Origin of the sequence: Deinococcus humi (assembly GCF_014201875.1) — a bacterium.
GTDB lineage: Bacteria > Deinococcota > Deinococci > Deinococcales > Deinococcaceae > Deinococcus > Deinococcus humi.
Genome location: NZ_JACHFL010000030.1, coordinates 13809 through 27572, shown reverse-complemented (window position 1 = coordinate 27572; position 13764 = coordinate 13809). Strand labels below are relative to the sequence as shown.

The following is a 13764-nucleotide window of genomic DNA, read 5'->3' as shown; positions in this document are numbered from 1 at the left end:
GACCAGATCGTTGAGGTCGGTGTGCGGGCACTCCTCCAGACCTATGAGGCCCGACAGGATGCACGGGTCCCAGCCGATGTGGCCGCAGATCATTTTATCCAGGCTTTTTTGAACCTGATCGATTGGTGGCTGCGTCACGACATGCCCCACGATCCCGAGCGTATGGGCGAAATCTACCGTGAGTTGATACTGCGGCCCATTGAAGGCACTGCCCTTCGTCCCCGAGTGTTGGAAATCTCCTCAGAAGAATGAAAGACACCTCAGAGCGAGGCAGATCAACCTTCCGTGACACGGCCTGATCGCTTTACGACGGTTGAACTGATCTTGAGATGCGTTTGAGCTCACGCTTGTGCGTTTTGAGTCAACCCCAAGCTGGGCACGGTTCCCTGGCCTGCAGTACTCCTACGAGGACGGCCACGTGAAGTGTCACTAAGGGCTATTCACAGGGCACCGTCCTCCGCCCCCCACGCACTACCGCTTGCCCCATAACGGTCAATGCTTCTGATCCACCACAACTCCCGTGGTTCCATGCTCGTGAATCAAGGTGTAAACCTCCTCATCACGAACTGCGTTCAGATATGATCTCTATCTTGGTTGCTTTTGATCGTATCCACTGCTAATATTTTCGCAACCGATCATTGTCAGTTTCCAACCTGCTCATTTCGAACGGCCTGTTACAGGCCAGAGGTGCCCCATGCAGTCGGACCGCATCAACAAGATTCAGCACCACCTCTACAGCGCAGGCTTTGCCAACGTGCAGGAACTGGCTGAGGCGACGGGCGCTTCCATCGTGACCATCCGCCGGGATCTCCAGCGGCTGGAGGAAAACGGCATCGTCACACGGACCCACGGGGGCGCGCGCCTGGCCGAGGCGGCGGGACCGGAAATGGCCTTCCAATCACGTGTCCAGGAAAATCTGGAAGCCAAGCGGGCCATCGGCGAGATGGCCTACAGCCTGCTCCGGCCCCACACCACTGTCTTTCTGGATGCTGGCACCACCGTCTTGCAACTCGCGCGGCGGCTGCGGGTCGAACCGCTCCCACTGACCATCTTCACCAATGGTCTGGCCGTCGCTCAGGACCTCGTTAACGTAGAGGGGCTGAGTGTCAACCTGCTGGGTGGCCAACTGCGCAACGAGAACCTGTCAATGGTCGGTCCCTACGCCGAGCGTCTGTTGAGCGAATTCTGGTTCGATCAACTGTATCTGGGCACTAGCGCTGTGCGTGGAGACGCCCAGATGTACACCTTGAATCCTGCCGAGGCCAGCCTCAACCGGGCCATGATCACCCGTACGTCGCAGTCCATCCTTCTGGCCGATGCCAGCAAGTTCGAGGGCAGCGCGCCGTACGCGGTGGCTCCCATTTCAGACATCCAGACCGTTATCTCGGACGACGGCCTAAGTGAAGTCTGGAAGTCCCGCCTGGGCGAACTCAAGATCGACACCACCCTCGTTCCCCTCGGGAGGAATTCATGAATAGCACCGTCAGCAGCGCCACGAAACGATCCGCCATGACCCTGGCCCTCACCCTCCTGACCGCCGGTCTGGCGCAGAGCACCACGGGTGTGCCCGAGACCAGCATCGCCCAGGCCGTTCAACGCACCATCAACGTGGGCGGCGACCTGAAGCAGTGGGACGGCCTGCCACAGTACAAGGTGATCCTCAGCAACGGGGTGCCCAGCGTGCCGGTGAACAGCGGTGGCTACTACAGCCTGGCCTACGACGACCAGAACCTGTACGTGCTGGGCGTGTTCGATCAGCCGAAAGACACTGTGAAGGCTGTGCTCAAGACCGACGCGGGCGAGTGGTGGAACGACGACGTGATGGAGTTGTTCATTCGCACGCAGCCATTCGTGAATGCGCCTGCAGAAGCTCACTTCGCGGTCAACCCGGCAGGCACACGCTTCAAGGCGTACACCGCTACCACCGACTACAAGAGCGTGGGCCGCATCGAGGACAACCGCTGGATCCTGGAGCTGGCGATCCCGCTGAACACTGCCACCTTCCCCGCGGTCAAAGCCGGCGACATCTGGGCGCTGAAGGTGGGCCGCGAACATCAGAAGGCCGCTGAATTTCCAATCTGGCCCGTGGGCGGCGACTTCAACTCGCCCAACAACTACGGCTACCTGGCCTTCACCGAGAAACCTGCCGCTGTCAGCGCTCTGGCGGCCGCCGTCACCGAGAAGCTGGGCAAATCCCCAGCAGGATCGCCGCTGAAAAGCCGCCTGTCGGACATCGGTTCGTACTCGGTGTACTACGGCAAGCAGGCGGCAGACGTCGAGAAGCTGCTGAATTACGACCTTGCCATCGTGCAGCCCGGCACCGTCAACGCCGCTCAGCTGGGGATGCTGCACGACAACGGCACCCACATCATCGCCTACATGACCATCGGCGAGTTGGACCGGAACAACGCCGCTGCGCCGGGGGTGGACCCGAGCTGGATTCTGGGGGAGAACAAGAACTGGGGGTCCAAGTTTATCGACGCCTCACAGCCCGGCTGGCAGAAGGTGGTGGCCGACGAGGCCGCGAAGCTGAAGGAACAGGGCTTCGATGGCTTCTTCCTGGACACGTTAGATACCGCCGATCTGTACCCCCAGGTCGCGCCGGGGCTGGTCAAGATCGTGCAGGATCTGCGTGCCGCCTATCCGGACGCCGTGATCGTGCAGAACCGAGGTTTTGCGCTGTTGAACCAGACTGCGCCCAGCATCGACGCGGTGATGTTCGAGAACTTCTCGAGCATGTACAGCTTCGACAAGAAGACCTACGGCAGCGTCAATGGTGATCCCAGCTTCGTGGAAGCCCTGTCCAAACGCGGCCTGAAGGTGCTGACCATGGATTACGCGCTGCCCGGCCAGCAGGACCTGATCACCCGCGACTACCAGCGGGCCAGATCCTACGGCTTCGTGCCCTACGTGTCCACCATTGGGCTGGACCAGATCTACGAGGCCAACCCGTGATGCCTGGACGCCCCGCCAGCCATCACCCCTGAGGAGCCAAGCATGCAAAACGCCGCCCCACTCGTCACCCTGACCGCCCGCAAGCGGCGCACCTCCCCCATGCGGCGGCAGGAAGCGCTGATGGCCGCGCTGCTGATTCTGCCCAGCACTCTGGGCATTCTGGCCTTCGCAGTACTGCCCATCGCCGCCTCGCTGGGCATCTCGCTGACCGACTGGGGCGGCCTGAGCAAACCCAACTTCGTGGGCCTCCAGAACTACGGCGCCGCCCTGCACGACCCACGGGCCACCTCAGCCCTGTCTCACACGCTGATCTACGTGCTGCTGGCCGTGCCCACCGGCGTGCTGATCTCCCTGACGCTGGCGGTGTGGATCAACAACCTCAAGGCGGGCTGGCTGCGCACCGTGTTCCGCACGGTGTACTACCTGCCGATGGTGACCATCGGTGTGGCGGTGGCGCTGCTGTGGCAGGTGCTGCTTGCGCCGCAGGGGCTGGTCAACCTGATCCTGGGCTGGCTGGGCATCCACGGTCCCAACTGGCTGGGATCACCCGCCTGGGTGCTGCCCGCCGTGGCGGTGTTCAGCGTCTGGCAGGGTTCGGGGCAGGGGATCATCCTGTTCCTGGCCTCGCTGGCCAGCGTGCCCAGGGACTTGTACGAGGCCGCCCAGCTGGACGGGGCCAGACCCTTCGAGGCATTCCGCTACATCACGCTGCCGATGATCAGCCCTACCGTCTTCCTGGTGCTGGTGCTGAGCCTGATCGGAGCCTTGCAGGTGTTCGAGGCCGTGCTGGTGCTCTCCAACGGTGGGCCCGGCGACAGCAGCACCACCGTCGCTCTCTACATCTACAAGACGGCGTTCACCTTTTTCAAGATGGGTTACGCCTCGGCTCTGGCCTGGCTGCTGGCCGTGATCCTGATCGGGCTGATGGTGCTGCAGTGGCGCAACCAGAGCAAGTGGGTGAACTATGACCAGGTCTGAACCGCTGCGTGCCGAGGTGTTGACGCGCCGTGACGTCTCGCTGAAAGCGCGGGCACGCGGATCGCAGGCGGCGCTGCTGGGCCTGCTGACGCTGGGGGCCATTGCCATCCTGTTGCCCTTCGCGTGGATGATCCTGACCGCCTTCAAGACCCCCGCCGAGGCGTACACCTGGCCCCCGGTCTGGCTGCCTGCCAAATGGAGCCTGGCCAACTTCAGGCAGCTGTTCGACACCATTCCGTTTGCGAAGATGTTCTTCAACTCCGTGTGGACCAGCGTGCTGATTGCGTCCCTGAACATCCTGTCCGCCGCGCCCGCGGCCTACGCCTTCGCCCGGCTGCGCTTTCCGGGGCAGGGGCTGTGGTTCGGGTCGCACCTGCTGTCGCTGATGATTCCCTGGCAGGTCACGATCATCCCGGTCTTCCTCCTGATCCGGTCTCTGGGCTGGTACGACAGCTTCACGGCCCTGATCGTCCCCAGCATTGCCAGCGGCTTCACGGTCTTCTTGCTGTTCCAGTTCTTCCGTTCGCTGCCGCGCTCGCTGGAAGAAAGTGTGCTGATCGACGGGGGCTCGTGGTTCACGGCGCTGCGGCATGTGGCGCTGCCCGCGGCCAAGGGCGCAATCGCGGCGGCGTGGCTGTTTTCGTTCCTGGGCAACTGGCAGTCGTTTATCTGGCCGCTGATCGTGCTCCAGAGCAGCGAAAAGATGCTGCTCCCCGTAGGTCTGCTGAGCCTGCAAAACCAGTATTCCGTCAACATCCCGGTGCTGATGGCGGGGGCCACCCTGTCCACGCTGCCCACCGTCATCGCCTACCTGTTCGTCCAGCGCTACCTCACCGACGCCGCCATCACCAGCGGCCTGAAGGGTTAATCCCACCAGGTCAGCGCCCGCCAACGTCCGGACCGCTCCCCGCCCTCTCACCCCCCTTCTGGAGGAACCACCATGAAAAAAGCACTGCTCTTCCTGGCCGCCCTGAGCCTGACCGGCGCCGCATCCGCGGCGACCACCATCAATTACGCCACCTGGGACGGCACCCGCCAGAAGGCCGACGAGGCCCTGATCGCCGCCTTCAACAAATCGCACCCTGACATCACGGTCAAATACAACCTAGTGCCCTGGGGCGTGTACTGGCAGAAGGCAGCCGCCATGGTGGCGGGCGGCAGCACCTACGACGTGATGTGGATGAACCTGGACAACTTCCCCTTCTACCAGTCGCAGGGCGCACTCTCCCCCATCAAGCTGGACGCCAAGATGGCGGCGGCGCTGCCGAGTGTCCGCACCGCCCCCTATAAAGTCAGCAACCAGCTTTACGGCGTGCCCCTGGGGCCGCAGCCGGTCACGGTCTACATCAACCGCGCGCTGTTCAAGGAACGCGGCGTGCCGATTCCCACAACCAGCTGGACCTTTGACCAGATGGTGGACGCCGCCAGAAAGCTGACCTTCACCAAGGATGGCAAGCAGATCTACGGCATCAACGGCGCGGACCTCCAGGCGGACTTGGAATACGGCATGAGCTTCTACTACGGCGCAGGCGGCACGGGCCTGATTAAGAAGAACGGCAGCAGCTACGCGGCCAGCCTGGACCCGGTGTTCCAGAAGACCTCGCAGAAGCTGCTGGACCTGATCTACAAGGACAAGGTCTCGCCCGGCCCGCAGGCCGCCACCCAGCAGGGATACCAGATGTTCCTGGCCGGCCAGATGGGAATTCTGGTGCAGGGCAGCTGGATGGTCAGCACCTGGGACCAGAACAAGGATCTGGACTGGGCCTTCGCGCCGTTCCCCAGCGTGGACGGCAAGCAGCCGCGCCCGGTGGTCAGCGCGCACGCCCTGGTGATTCCGGCGGGCAGCAAGAACAAGGACGCCGCCCAGACCCTGATCACCTGGATGAACACCAGCCCCCAGGCCCAGCGCATGCTGGCGCAGGAGGGTCTGCTGCCCACCCTGGCCGAGAAGTACAAGAGCCAGTATCTTCAGGCGTTGCCTGGAAGAAACGCGCAGACGGTCTTCGCGCAGCTTCCCAACTCGGTGGTCATCAATTCCAGTCTGCGCGGCCTCAAGGTGCTCCCGGAAGTGCTGACCGTGCTGAGCCAGAAGCTGAATCTGGCCTGGACCGGCAACGCCACACTGCCCGACGCGATCAAGCAGGCATCCGGCGAGATGGACACTCTGCTGAAAACGGCCAAGTAATGATGGGACGGGCCAGTCAGACAGAGCAGACCTGGGTGCTGGGCCTGGACGGCGGCGGCAGCAAGACCGCGCTGGCGTATGTCAGTGGCGCGGGGGAGGTGGTGGGGCCGTTCTCCGCCCCAGGGATCAACCCCTTCGACCGCCCGGACTGGGAAGCCGTCATGCGAACCTTTCTGAGCGCCCATCCCGCTCCGGGGCCGCTGACCTACGCCTCGCTCGGCCTGCCCGGTTACGGCGAGTCCCCGGCCATCAGCGCCCGGCAGGCCGACGTGTGCGCCGACCTGCTGCCGGGCTGTCCGCACACCCCCATGAACGACGTCGAGGCGGCCTTTGTGGGGGCTTTCGCGGGTGGACCGGGGGCGCTGCTTCTGGCTGGCACCGGTTCGATGGCCTGGGCGCATGACGGCGCGCGCCAGCTCCGCACCGGGGGATGGGGCGAGGGCTTCGGCGACGAGGGCAGCGCGTACTGGATCGGTCGACGGGCGCTGGGTCTGGCGAGCCAGGCGCTGGATGGACGGCATCAAGACGCCGCATTCGCACAGGTGCTGCTGACCCCCGTCCTGGATGGCCCCCCTACCCAGCCGGGCCTGCTGACCTGGTTCTACGCGCAGGGGCACGCCCGCTCTGCCGTCGCGGGGCTGGCGCGTTCGGTCAACGCACTGGCCGAGGACGGTCAACCCACTGCACGCAGCATTCTTCTCGAGGCCGCCCAGCTGCTCGCGCAGCACGTCACTGCGACCAGGCAGGGACTCGGCTGCCCCGGACTGCCCTGGAGCTACGCGGGCAGCGTGCTGGGCAGCCGCACGGTGCTGGATGAGCTCATCACCCGTCTCGGCCCACCACAGCCACCCGCGCTGCCCCCCCTGGGCGGCGCCGTGTTTCACGCCGCCACGCGGGCCGGATTCGACACCACAACGGTCTGGCGGACCCACGTCCGTGCGGCCCTGCTGCATCCATCCGATTCCACTCCCCTTCTTCAGGAGCAACCATGAATCCCACCGTCCGCAGCATCCAGGAACAATTCCCACTGTGGAGGCAATCGGCCCAGACTGATCTGCCTGTCCTCGAACGCAACGAAACGCAGGTGCTGATCGGCTGCGGCACCTCGTATTATCTGCCCCAGAGCGTGGCCGCCGCGCTGAACGAGGCGGGCTTCCGGGCACTGGCCGTGCCCGGCGGCGAGTGGCTGCACCGGCCGGAATCCTATCTTCCGGCCGGAACGCGCCCACATGTCCTGGCCTTCTCGCGCAGCGGCGAATCCACCGAAACCGTCCAGGCTGCCGCCAGGAGCCGCCGGGAAGGGCTGCACGTCACGGCCCTGACCTGCGAACTTGGCAGCAGCCTGGCAAAGAACGCCGATACCGTGCTGTACGCACCCACCCACCCGGAGGAGGGCATCGTGATGACCGCCTCGGCCAGCCTGATGCTGCTGATGGGCCTGCGACTCGCGGGGTTGAACGTAACCGATGAAAGCATCCAGGCCTCCGAACACCTGCTGCACCGGGCGCGGGAACAGTTCACTACCGCCATCGCCGGACGCTCGCATTTCGTGTTCCTGGGTGCAGGATCGCTGTACGGCATTGCCCAGGAGGGGGCGCTGAAGCTCCAGGAAATGAGCCTGACCTACACCCAGGCGTACCACCCGATGGAATACCGCCACGGCCCGATCAGTCTGGTGGATGAGCGCACCGTCGCCGTCCTGCTGTACCACCCCGATTCGGAGGACGAGGAGAGCAAGCTGGCGCGTGATCTGGCCAGCAAGGGCGCGCGGGTGATCGGCTTTGGTGGACCGGGAGACGTGAGCCTTGAATTGCGGGGCGACGCAAGCACCCGTGCCCTGGGCGTGCTTCCTGCTCTTCAGATCCTCGGTGAGTGCGTGGCGCAGGCCAAGGGGCTGGACACCTTGACCCCCCGCCACCTGACCAAAGTGGTGACGCTCGCGTGACCGTGGCCGCTCCTGCCGCCTCCGCGGCCGCTGTGATTCGCGCCGCCCGCGCCGGAGGGTACGCGCTGGCGGCCTTCAATGCCGTCAATCTGGAAACCGCGCAGGCCGTCGTGCGCGCGGCCGAGGCCCAGAGTGCGCCGGTCATCCTGCAGTTCTCGCAGAATGCCGCACGGCACGGCGGTCTGGCGAACCTGGCCGCACTGGGCCGGAGCCTGAAAGCGGAGGCCAGCGTGCCGGTCCTGCTGCACTTCGACCACGCAGAGGATGAGGCGGTTGCGCTACAGGCTCTGAAGCTGGGCTTCGACGGCGTGATGCTCGAAGGCGACAACCCGGTCACTCTGCGCCGCCTTGCAGACGCGGCCCACGACGCGGGCGGCTACTTCGAGGCCGAGTATGAGGTGGTGGTCAAGGGTGAGCGCAGCGGCGAGCGCCACGACGATCCAGCGCAGCTTGCCCAGTTCATTCAGAGCAGCCATTGCGACCTCCTGGCCGTCGACCTGGGCAGCGCCCACAAGCAGGAGAGCAAGAATGCCCGGCTGGATTTTGGGCGACTGGAACGGCTGGCCGACCTGACCTCGCTGCCGCTGGTGCTGCACGGGGCCAGCAGCGTGCCGCTGGACGAGCTGGCCCGGGCGGCCATGCTGGGCGTCGCCAAGGTCAACCTTGCCACCGATCTGACCGCCGCGTTCACCCGGGCGGTTCAGAGAGCGCTGGACGCTGGGGCCAGGGATCCCCGCCAGTACCTGGGGGCCGGGCGGGGCGCCATGGGAGCGCGTGCCGAGGAATACATCCGGGCGCTGGGCGGGGCCGGACAGGCATGATCGTCGCGCTGACGCCGAATCTGTCGCTGGACCGAACGATGATCCTGGACCGCCCACTGGTGCTGGGACAGCTTCACCGCGTCACCGGGCTGACCGTGGCGGCGGGGGGCAAGGGCGTCAACCTGGCGCGGGCGGTGCGTGCTTTCGGGGGCCAGGTTTGCGTGGCGGGTGTGGTGGGCGGCTTTAACGGTCAGCACTTCCGCGCCCTGCTGGACGCCGAGGGGCTGGACAGCGTGCTGGAGGACGGCGACGGCGAGACCCGCGAATGTCAGGCCCTGCTCAGTGGCGGTCACCCCACCGAGATCAACGAGGCAGGCCCCCTGTACCAGCCGGAAGCGGTGGCCCGGGTGCTGTCGCGCCTGCCGGAAGGTCAGGTGGTGGTGTGCGGCAGCCTCGCTTCGGGCACGCCACCCGATGCCTTTCTGGAACTGCTGTGCGGCCTGGACAGGCCTGTGGTGGACAGCAGCGGCGCGGGGCTGGGCGCCGCCATCGAGGCCGGGGCCAGCCTGATCAAGCCCAATGAACACGAGCTGGCCGCCTTGACCGGCAGCGCCGCGCTGGAGTCCGCCCGCGACCTGTACCGCCGCAGCGGCGTTCAGGTGCTGCTGACGCGCGGCGAGCGCGGCGCCGCCTTTGTTGGCGAGGAGGTCTGGGAGGTCGAGGCTCCGCAGATCGACGCCTGCAATCCCGTGGGCAGCGGCGACACCCTGCTGGGCACCTTTCTCTGGGCACGGCAGGGTGGCCAGCCTGTGCCCGAAGCCCTGCAGTTGGCTGTCGCGTCGGGCAGCGCCAACGCCATGCTGGGGGGGCCGCTCAGGTTCCGGGCACAGGCGGCGCGTGAGCTGGTGACGCAGACCCGGCTGCTGAAGCCGGCATGGACCTGAACGTCACGCTCGGTCACGCCCCTCAACCACTTGCCCGCTCCGGCCGATCATGGCCCGCAGCGGTGTTCCCCGGAGTCCATTGCCCATGACCAAGATCGCCATCATCGGTGCCGGCAGCGCCGTGTTCGCCCAGCAGATGATCACTGACGTCCTTGCCATTGACGGCCTGAACGCGGGCGAGTTCACCCTGATCGATATCGACCCGGGCCGGCTCGCCATGGCCCATGAACTCGCCGAACTGACCGTGGCCCGCAGCGGCAAACCGTTCACGGTCATGTCCTCCACCGATCGGCTGACCGCGCTACCCGGCACCGACTTCGTCATCAACACCATCGAGGTCTCGGGACTGGGCAACGTCCGGCACGACTACGACATTCCCATGAAGTACGGCGTGGACCAGTGCATCGGGGACACCACCGGCCCCGGCGGTGTCATGAAGTTTCTGCGGACGGCCCCCGCCTGGCTGGAAATCCTGCGCGATATTGGGCGGCTGGCCCCCGCTGCGGTGGTGATGAACTACACGAACCCGATGAGCGCCCTGGTGCTGCTGTCGGCGCGCGGCTCAAACCTCAAGGTTTACGGGCTATGCCACTCCGTCCAGAACACTCTGGCCGAATTGGCGGGGTATCTCGAGCTGCCCGCTGACGAGCTTACCTACCGCTGCGCCGGGGTCAACCATCTGTCGTGGTTCACGGAGCTGGGCTGGCACGGCCAGGACGTGATGCCCCGCCTCAGGCAGGCCATGGAGCAACCTGAAATCTACGAGCAGGATATCGTCCGCTTCGAGATGCTCAGGCACTTCGGGGCCTTTCCTACGGAGTCCAGCGGGCATTTCTCGGAATACGTGCCGTACTTCCGCAAACGCCCCGAACTGGTGGCACACTTCACCCGGCCCGCGTACAAGGGCGAGAGCGGCTTCTACGCCCACAACTGGCCGCGGTGGCGTGGCGAGCACGCGGTGCAGGTGCGGAGTCTGATCGACCGCGAGAAGGCCGGGGAGGCCGCCATCAATATGACCCGCAGCCCGGAGTTCGCCTCTAACATCATTGAGGGCGTGGTGCTCAACCGGCCCCAGCACATCACCTGCAACCTGCCGAATATCGGATTGATCGACAACCTGCCGCAGGACGGCGTGGTGGAGGTGGGCTGCGCGGTGGACAGCAGCGGCATCCACCCCCAGCCCCACGGACGGCTGCCCGAGGCGCTGGCCGCGCTGGACCGCTCTCACATGGCGGTCCACAGCCTGCTGGCCGACTCCGTCCTGCACCGGGACCGCGAGCTGGCGGTTCAGGCGCTGATGCTCGACCCTCTGACTGCCGCCGTCTGCTCGCTGGACGAGATCCGGGCCATGTTCGCCGAGCTGGTGGAGGCTGAGCGGGCCGATCTTCCTGATTATCTACGCGAACCGGTGGGCGCATGGGGCAGCCAGTGATGGGGGCGCCCGTTACCCTGCTGATCCTGGGCGCGGGCAGCCGGGGACAGACCTATGCCGACTACGCCCGCAACCACCCGGCCGAGGGGGTGGTGGTCGCGGTGGCCGAGCCGGATCCGGCTCGCCGCGCCGCCTTCGCCGAACGCTACGGGTTGCCGCCTGAACGGGTCTTTAACGACTGGCAAGAGGCGCTGAAACATCCGAGACTGGCCGACGTGGCCGTGATCGCCACCCAGGACGCTGATCACGTCGCCCCGGTGGAGGCCGCAGCCGAACAGGGCTATCACCTGCTGCTGGAAAAGCCGATGGCCCCTGACGAGGAGGGGTGCCGACGCATCGTGGCCGCCGCAGAACAGCACGGCGTGATGCTGGGCGTCTGCCACGTGCTGCGCTACACCGCCTACACGCAGGCCCTGAAGGCTGTGCTGAAAGCTGGGACCATCGGCGAGATCGTCAGCGTGGAACACCTGGAGCCGGTCGGCTACTGGCATCAGGCGCATTCCTTTGTGCGCGGTCACTGGCGCAATGCCGAAGAAAGCAGCCCAATGCTGCTGGCCAAATCCTGTCACGACCTGGACTGGCTGCGCTACATCGTCGGCCTGCCGTGCCTGAAGGTCTCGTCCTTCGGCAGCCTCAAGCACTTCCGGCGCGCGGAACAGCCCCCCGGTGCTGCGGACCGCTGCCTGGACTGCCCACCAGAAATCGAGCAGGCCTGTCCGTACTCGGCCACCCGCTATTACCTGGGGCAACTGGAGGTCGGGAATACCAGCTGGCCCGTGAATGTTCTCACTCCAGACCTCACGCTGGAGGGCGTGAAGGCGGCACTACTGGACGGCCCTTATGGTCGCTGCGTGTACGCCTGCGATAACGACGTGGTTGACCATCAGGTGGTCAACTTCGAGTTCGCGGGCGGCGTGACGGCTAGCTTTACCATGACCGCCTTCACCCGAGCCCGTGGGCGCGAGACCCGCATCTTCGGCACGCATGGCGAACTGTACGGCGATAGCCAGCGGATTGAGGTCTATGATTTTCTGACAGGCGAAACGTCGGTTCTGGACAGTGCAGTTGCCTCGGACGGCAGCATCCTGTCGGGACACGGCGGTGGCGACGACGGGTTGATGTCAGCGTTTCTTGCGGCGGTGAGGGAAAACGATCCGGGGCTGATTCTCAGCGGCCCGCAAGAAACGCTGGAAAGCCACTTGATGGTCTTCGCGGCAGAGCGCGCTCGGCAAACGCGACAGGTGGTGGATCTGGCTGAGAGGCAGTTACAGGGTGGGGCCGCTCTCGTGATGTCCCATGGCGCCGAGTAACCATTTGGCTCAGCCAGGGGTTGTGATCAGTGGCGGGTGTCTTCCGTGTCTCTAGGCGGTTGGAACAGGAGGTCGAGCATGGCGCCATGTTCGTCCACAGCACGCTACAGTCAATGTCTGACACCCCCGACCGGCAGGCAAGAGTGTGAGCATGGAAAATTTTCACCGTGACGGTGGCTGCGGCGAGTCTGCTCCTTTGTGCTACTCCCTGATCTCCCGCCATGACGTCACATCGGTGGCCTTTGACATCACTGCGGCGTTGATCGTCGTGCTCGACCGCGATGGATGAGTTGTACGCTTCAACGCGGCGTGTGAACGCCTCACCGGGTTCAAGGAGGAAGAGCTCATCTGTCAGGTCCTGTGGCCACTGGTGCTGGCCGCTCAGGAGGCAGCCCGGGCCAGGGCCGGCCACGCCGCCATGACGCCAGGAAAACCGATCAGCTGAGACAAGAACTACTGGTTGAGCACGCACGATCAGCGGCGCTATATCTCCTGGAACACGACGCATCTGCTCAGCGGGGATGGCGAGATCAAGTTGGTGGTCGCCACCGACTTGGACGTGACCCATGAACGCTGGATGCGTCTGAAATGTGAGGAGAGCAGGAAGTGCCTGCGAGCGCTGTTCGAGCGGTCAGGAGATGGTGTTGGACTGATCGACCCGCATGACGCTTTGATCCTGTGGCGGATCGTGGACCGCCGTGCGGCGTTCGTCCGCATGAACGTCGATGATCGGGTCGGGCAATCTGTGAATGTTCTGCACGAGGATGACCTGATGGCCCGCGAGGGGACCCGGCGGCTGCAGTGGACCCGCGATCACGGCGAAGAAGCACATGGGGGGGGCACCCACCGCCGCCAGGACGGCATCGTGTTCCCCATACAGCACCACGCGGTTGGCCCAGGCCAGTTCCTGTGCAGCGCGCGTGTAGCCAGGCCTGCTGATGATCAGCACAGCGTATTTCGCACTGGCAGATGGCCTTGGACACCACGATCTCCTGTACGGCCTTGTTACCCAGGTTGCTGGTGGGAGAGTGCTTGACCTGCACCCCCACCTTTTTTCCCTTCGGGCCGCTGGCATTGACGTCTGCGCCCTGGTCTGCCGATCCCCGGTTAACGGTGACCGTCCCGTCAGGCAGCGCCGAGATGACCTGCGCGAAGTGCAGTTCCAATTCCCTGGGATCCAGGGAAAGAAGGTCCGCCAGAGCCAGGAGCTTCTGCCGGTGCCTTTGCTGCACCTTGACCGCCATAATGATGGCC

The 13764-nt window shown here is 65.0% G+C and carries 14 protein-coding genes and 1 pseudogene; 13 read left to right on the top strand and 2 right to left on the bottom strand.

What is annotated here, in order from left to right:
- The 13 genes from HNQ08_RS25640 to HNQ08_RS25580 form a co-directional block, all read left to right on the top strand.
- A partial coding sequence (locus HNQ08_RS25640; RefSeq protein WP_184138071.1) for a TetR-like C-terminal domain-containing protein occupies positions 1-252 on the top strand: 252 nt, incomplete at its 5' end.
- Between the two features lie 442 nt (positions 253-694).
- Entirely contained in the window at positions 695-1474 is a 780-nt protein-coding gene (locus HNQ08_RS25635) for a DeoR/GlpR family DNA-binding transcription regulator (protein WP_184138070.1), read from the top strand.
- Entirely contained in the window at positions 1471-2955 is a 1485-nt protein-coding gene (locus HNQ08_RS25630) for an endo alpha-1,4 polygalactosaminidase (RefSeq protein WP_184138069.1), read from the top strand. Before HNQ08_RS25635 ends, HNQ08_RS25630 begins: the two co-directional genes overlap by 4 nt.
- Before the next feature lie 42 nt (positions 2956-2997).
- Positions 2998-3933 (top strand): carbohydrate ABC transporter permease, encoded by a 936-nt coding sequence (locus HNQ08_RS25625; RefSeq protein ID WP_184138068.1) that lies wholly within the window; start codon positions 2998-3000, stop codon positions 3931-3933.
- Positions 3920-4801, top strand: coding sequence for a carbohydrate ABC transporter permease (locus HNQ08_RS25620; protein WP_184138067.1), 882 nt, complete (start codon positions 3920-3922; stop codon positions 4799-4801). Before HNQ08_RS25625 ends, HNQ08_RS25620 begins: the two co-directional genes overlap by 14 nt.
- 72 nt (positions 4802-4873) lie before the next feature.
- Positions 4874-6118 (top strand): ABC transporter substrate-binding protein, encoded by a 1245-nt coding sequence (locus tag HNQ08_RS25615; RefSeq protein WP_184138066.1) that lies wholly within the window; start codon positions 4874-4876, stop codon positions 6116-6118.
- Positions 6118-7110, top strand: a complete 993-nt coding sequence (locus HNQ08_RS25610) for an N-acetylglucosamine kinase (protein WP_184138065.1) — start codon at positions 6118-6120, stop codon at positions 7108-7110. Before HNQ08_RS25615 ends, HNQ08_RS25610 begins: the two co-directional genes overlap by 1 nt.
- A complete protein-coding gene (locus HNQ08_RS25605; RefSeq protein WP_184138064.1) occupies positions 7107-8063 on the top strand; it encodes an SIS domain-containing protein in 957 nt (318 codons plus the stop codon). Before HNQ08_RS25610 ends, HNQ08_RS25605 begins: the two co-directional genes overlap by 4 nt.
- Positions 8060-8884 (top strand): class II fructose-bisphosphate aldolase, encoded by an 825-nt coding sequence (locus HNQ08_RS25600; protein WP_184138063.1) that lies wholly within the window; start codon positions 8060-8062, stop codon positions 8882-8884. The genes HNQ08_RS25605 and HNQ08_RS25600 overlap by 4 nt, the downstream gene beginning before the upstream one ends.
- Positions 8881-9768, top strand: a complete 888-nt coding sequence (locus HNQ08_RS25595; protein ID WP_184138062.1) for a 1-phosphofructokinase family hexose kinase — start codon at positions 8881-8883, stop codon at positions 9766-9768. Before HNQ08_RS25600 ends, HNQ08_RS25595 begins: the two co-directional genes overlap by 4 nt.
- Positions 9769-9853: 85 nt before the next feature.
- On the top strand, positions 9854-11200 hold the full coding sequence (locus HNQ08_RS25590; protein WP_184138061.1) for a family 4 glycosyl hydrolase: 1347 nt from the start codon (positions 9854-9856) through the stop codon (positions 11198-11200).
- Positions 11185-12510 carry a Gfo/Idh/MocA family protein gene (locus tag HNQ08_RS25585; protein ID WP_221284531.1) on the top strand — a complete coding sequence of 442 codons (1326 nt, stop codon included), beginning with the start codon at positions 11185-11187 and terminating at the stop codon, positions 12508-12510. The genes HNQ08_RS25590 and HNQ08_RS25585 overlap by 16 nt, the downstream gene beginning before the upstream one ends.
- A 151-nt stretch (positions 12511-12661) precedes the next feature.
- Positions 12662-12799 carry a hypothetical protein gene (locus HNQ08_RS25580; protein ID WP_184138060.1) on the top strand — a complete coding sequence of 46 codons (138 nt, stop codon included), beginning with the start codon at positions 12662-12664 and terminating at the stop codon, positions 12797-12799.
- A gap of 342 nt (positions 12800-13141) precedes the next feature.
- Here HNQ08_RS25580 and HNQ08_RS27740 read toward each other — a convergent pair whose 3' ends face one another.
- Both HNQ08_RS27740 and HNQ08_RS28375 read right to left on the bottom strand, forming a co-directional pair.
- On the bottom strand, positions 13142-13459 hold the full coding sequence (locus tag HNQ08_RS27740) for a hypothetical protein (protein WP_229790286.1): 318 nt from the start codon (positions 13457-13459) through the stop codon (positions 13142-13144).
- Between the two features lie 46 nt (positions 13460-13505).
- Positions 13506-13754: pseudogene (locus HNQ08_RS28375) on the bottom strand (restriction endonuclease); the annotation flags it as partial.
- Positions 13755-13764 lie beyond the last annotated feature (10 nt).

Excerpts from the sequence above, each read along its gene's own strand:
- HNQ08_RS25635 (WP_184138070.1), top strand. The coding sequence starts at position 695 with ATGCAGTCGGACCGCATCAACAAGATTCAGCACCACCTCTACAGCGCA.
- HNQ08_RS25630 (WP_184138069.1), top strand. The coding sequence starts at position 1,471 with ATGAATAGCACCGTCAGCAGCGCCACGAAACGATCCGCCATGACCCTG.
- HNQ08_RS25625 (WP_184138068.1), top strand. The coding sequence starts at position 2,998 with ATGCAAAACGCCGCCCCACTCGTCACCCTGACCGCCCGCAAGCGGCGC.
- HNQ08_RS25620 (WP_184138067.1), top strand. The coding sequence starts at position 3,920 with ATGACCAGGTCTGAACCGCTGCGTGCCGAGGTGTTGACGCGCCGTGAC.
- HNQ08_RS25615 (WP_184138066.1), top strand. The coding sequence starts at position 4,874 with ATGAAAAAAGCACTGCTCTTCCTGGCCGCCCTGAGCCTGACCGGCGCC.
- HNQ08_RS25610 (WP_184138065.1), top strand. The coding sequence starts at position 6,118 with ATGATGGGACGGGCCAGTCAGACAGAGCAGACCTGGGTGCTGGGCCTG.
- HNQ08_RS25605 (WP_184138064.1), top strand. The coding sequence starts at position 7,107 with ATGAATCCCACCGTCCGCAGCATCCAGGAACAATTCCCACTGTGGAGG.
- HNQ08_RS25595 (WP_184138062.1), top strand. The coding sequence starts at position 8,881 with ATGATCGTCGCGCTGACGCCGAATCTGTCGCTGGACCGAACGATGATC.
- HNQ08_RS25590 (WP_184138061.1), top strand. The coding sequence starts at position 9,854 with ATGACCAAGATCGCCATCATCGGTGCCGGCAGCGCCGTGTTCGCCCAG.
- HNQ08_RS25585 (WP_221284531.1), top strand. The coding sequence starts at position 11,185 with ATGGGGCAGCCAGTGATGGGGGCGCCCGTTACCCTGCTGATCCTGGGC.
- HNQ08_RS25580 (WP_184138060.1), top strand. The coding sequence starts at position 12,662 with ATGGAAAATTTTCACCGTGACGGTGGCTGCGGCGAGTCTGCTCCTTTG.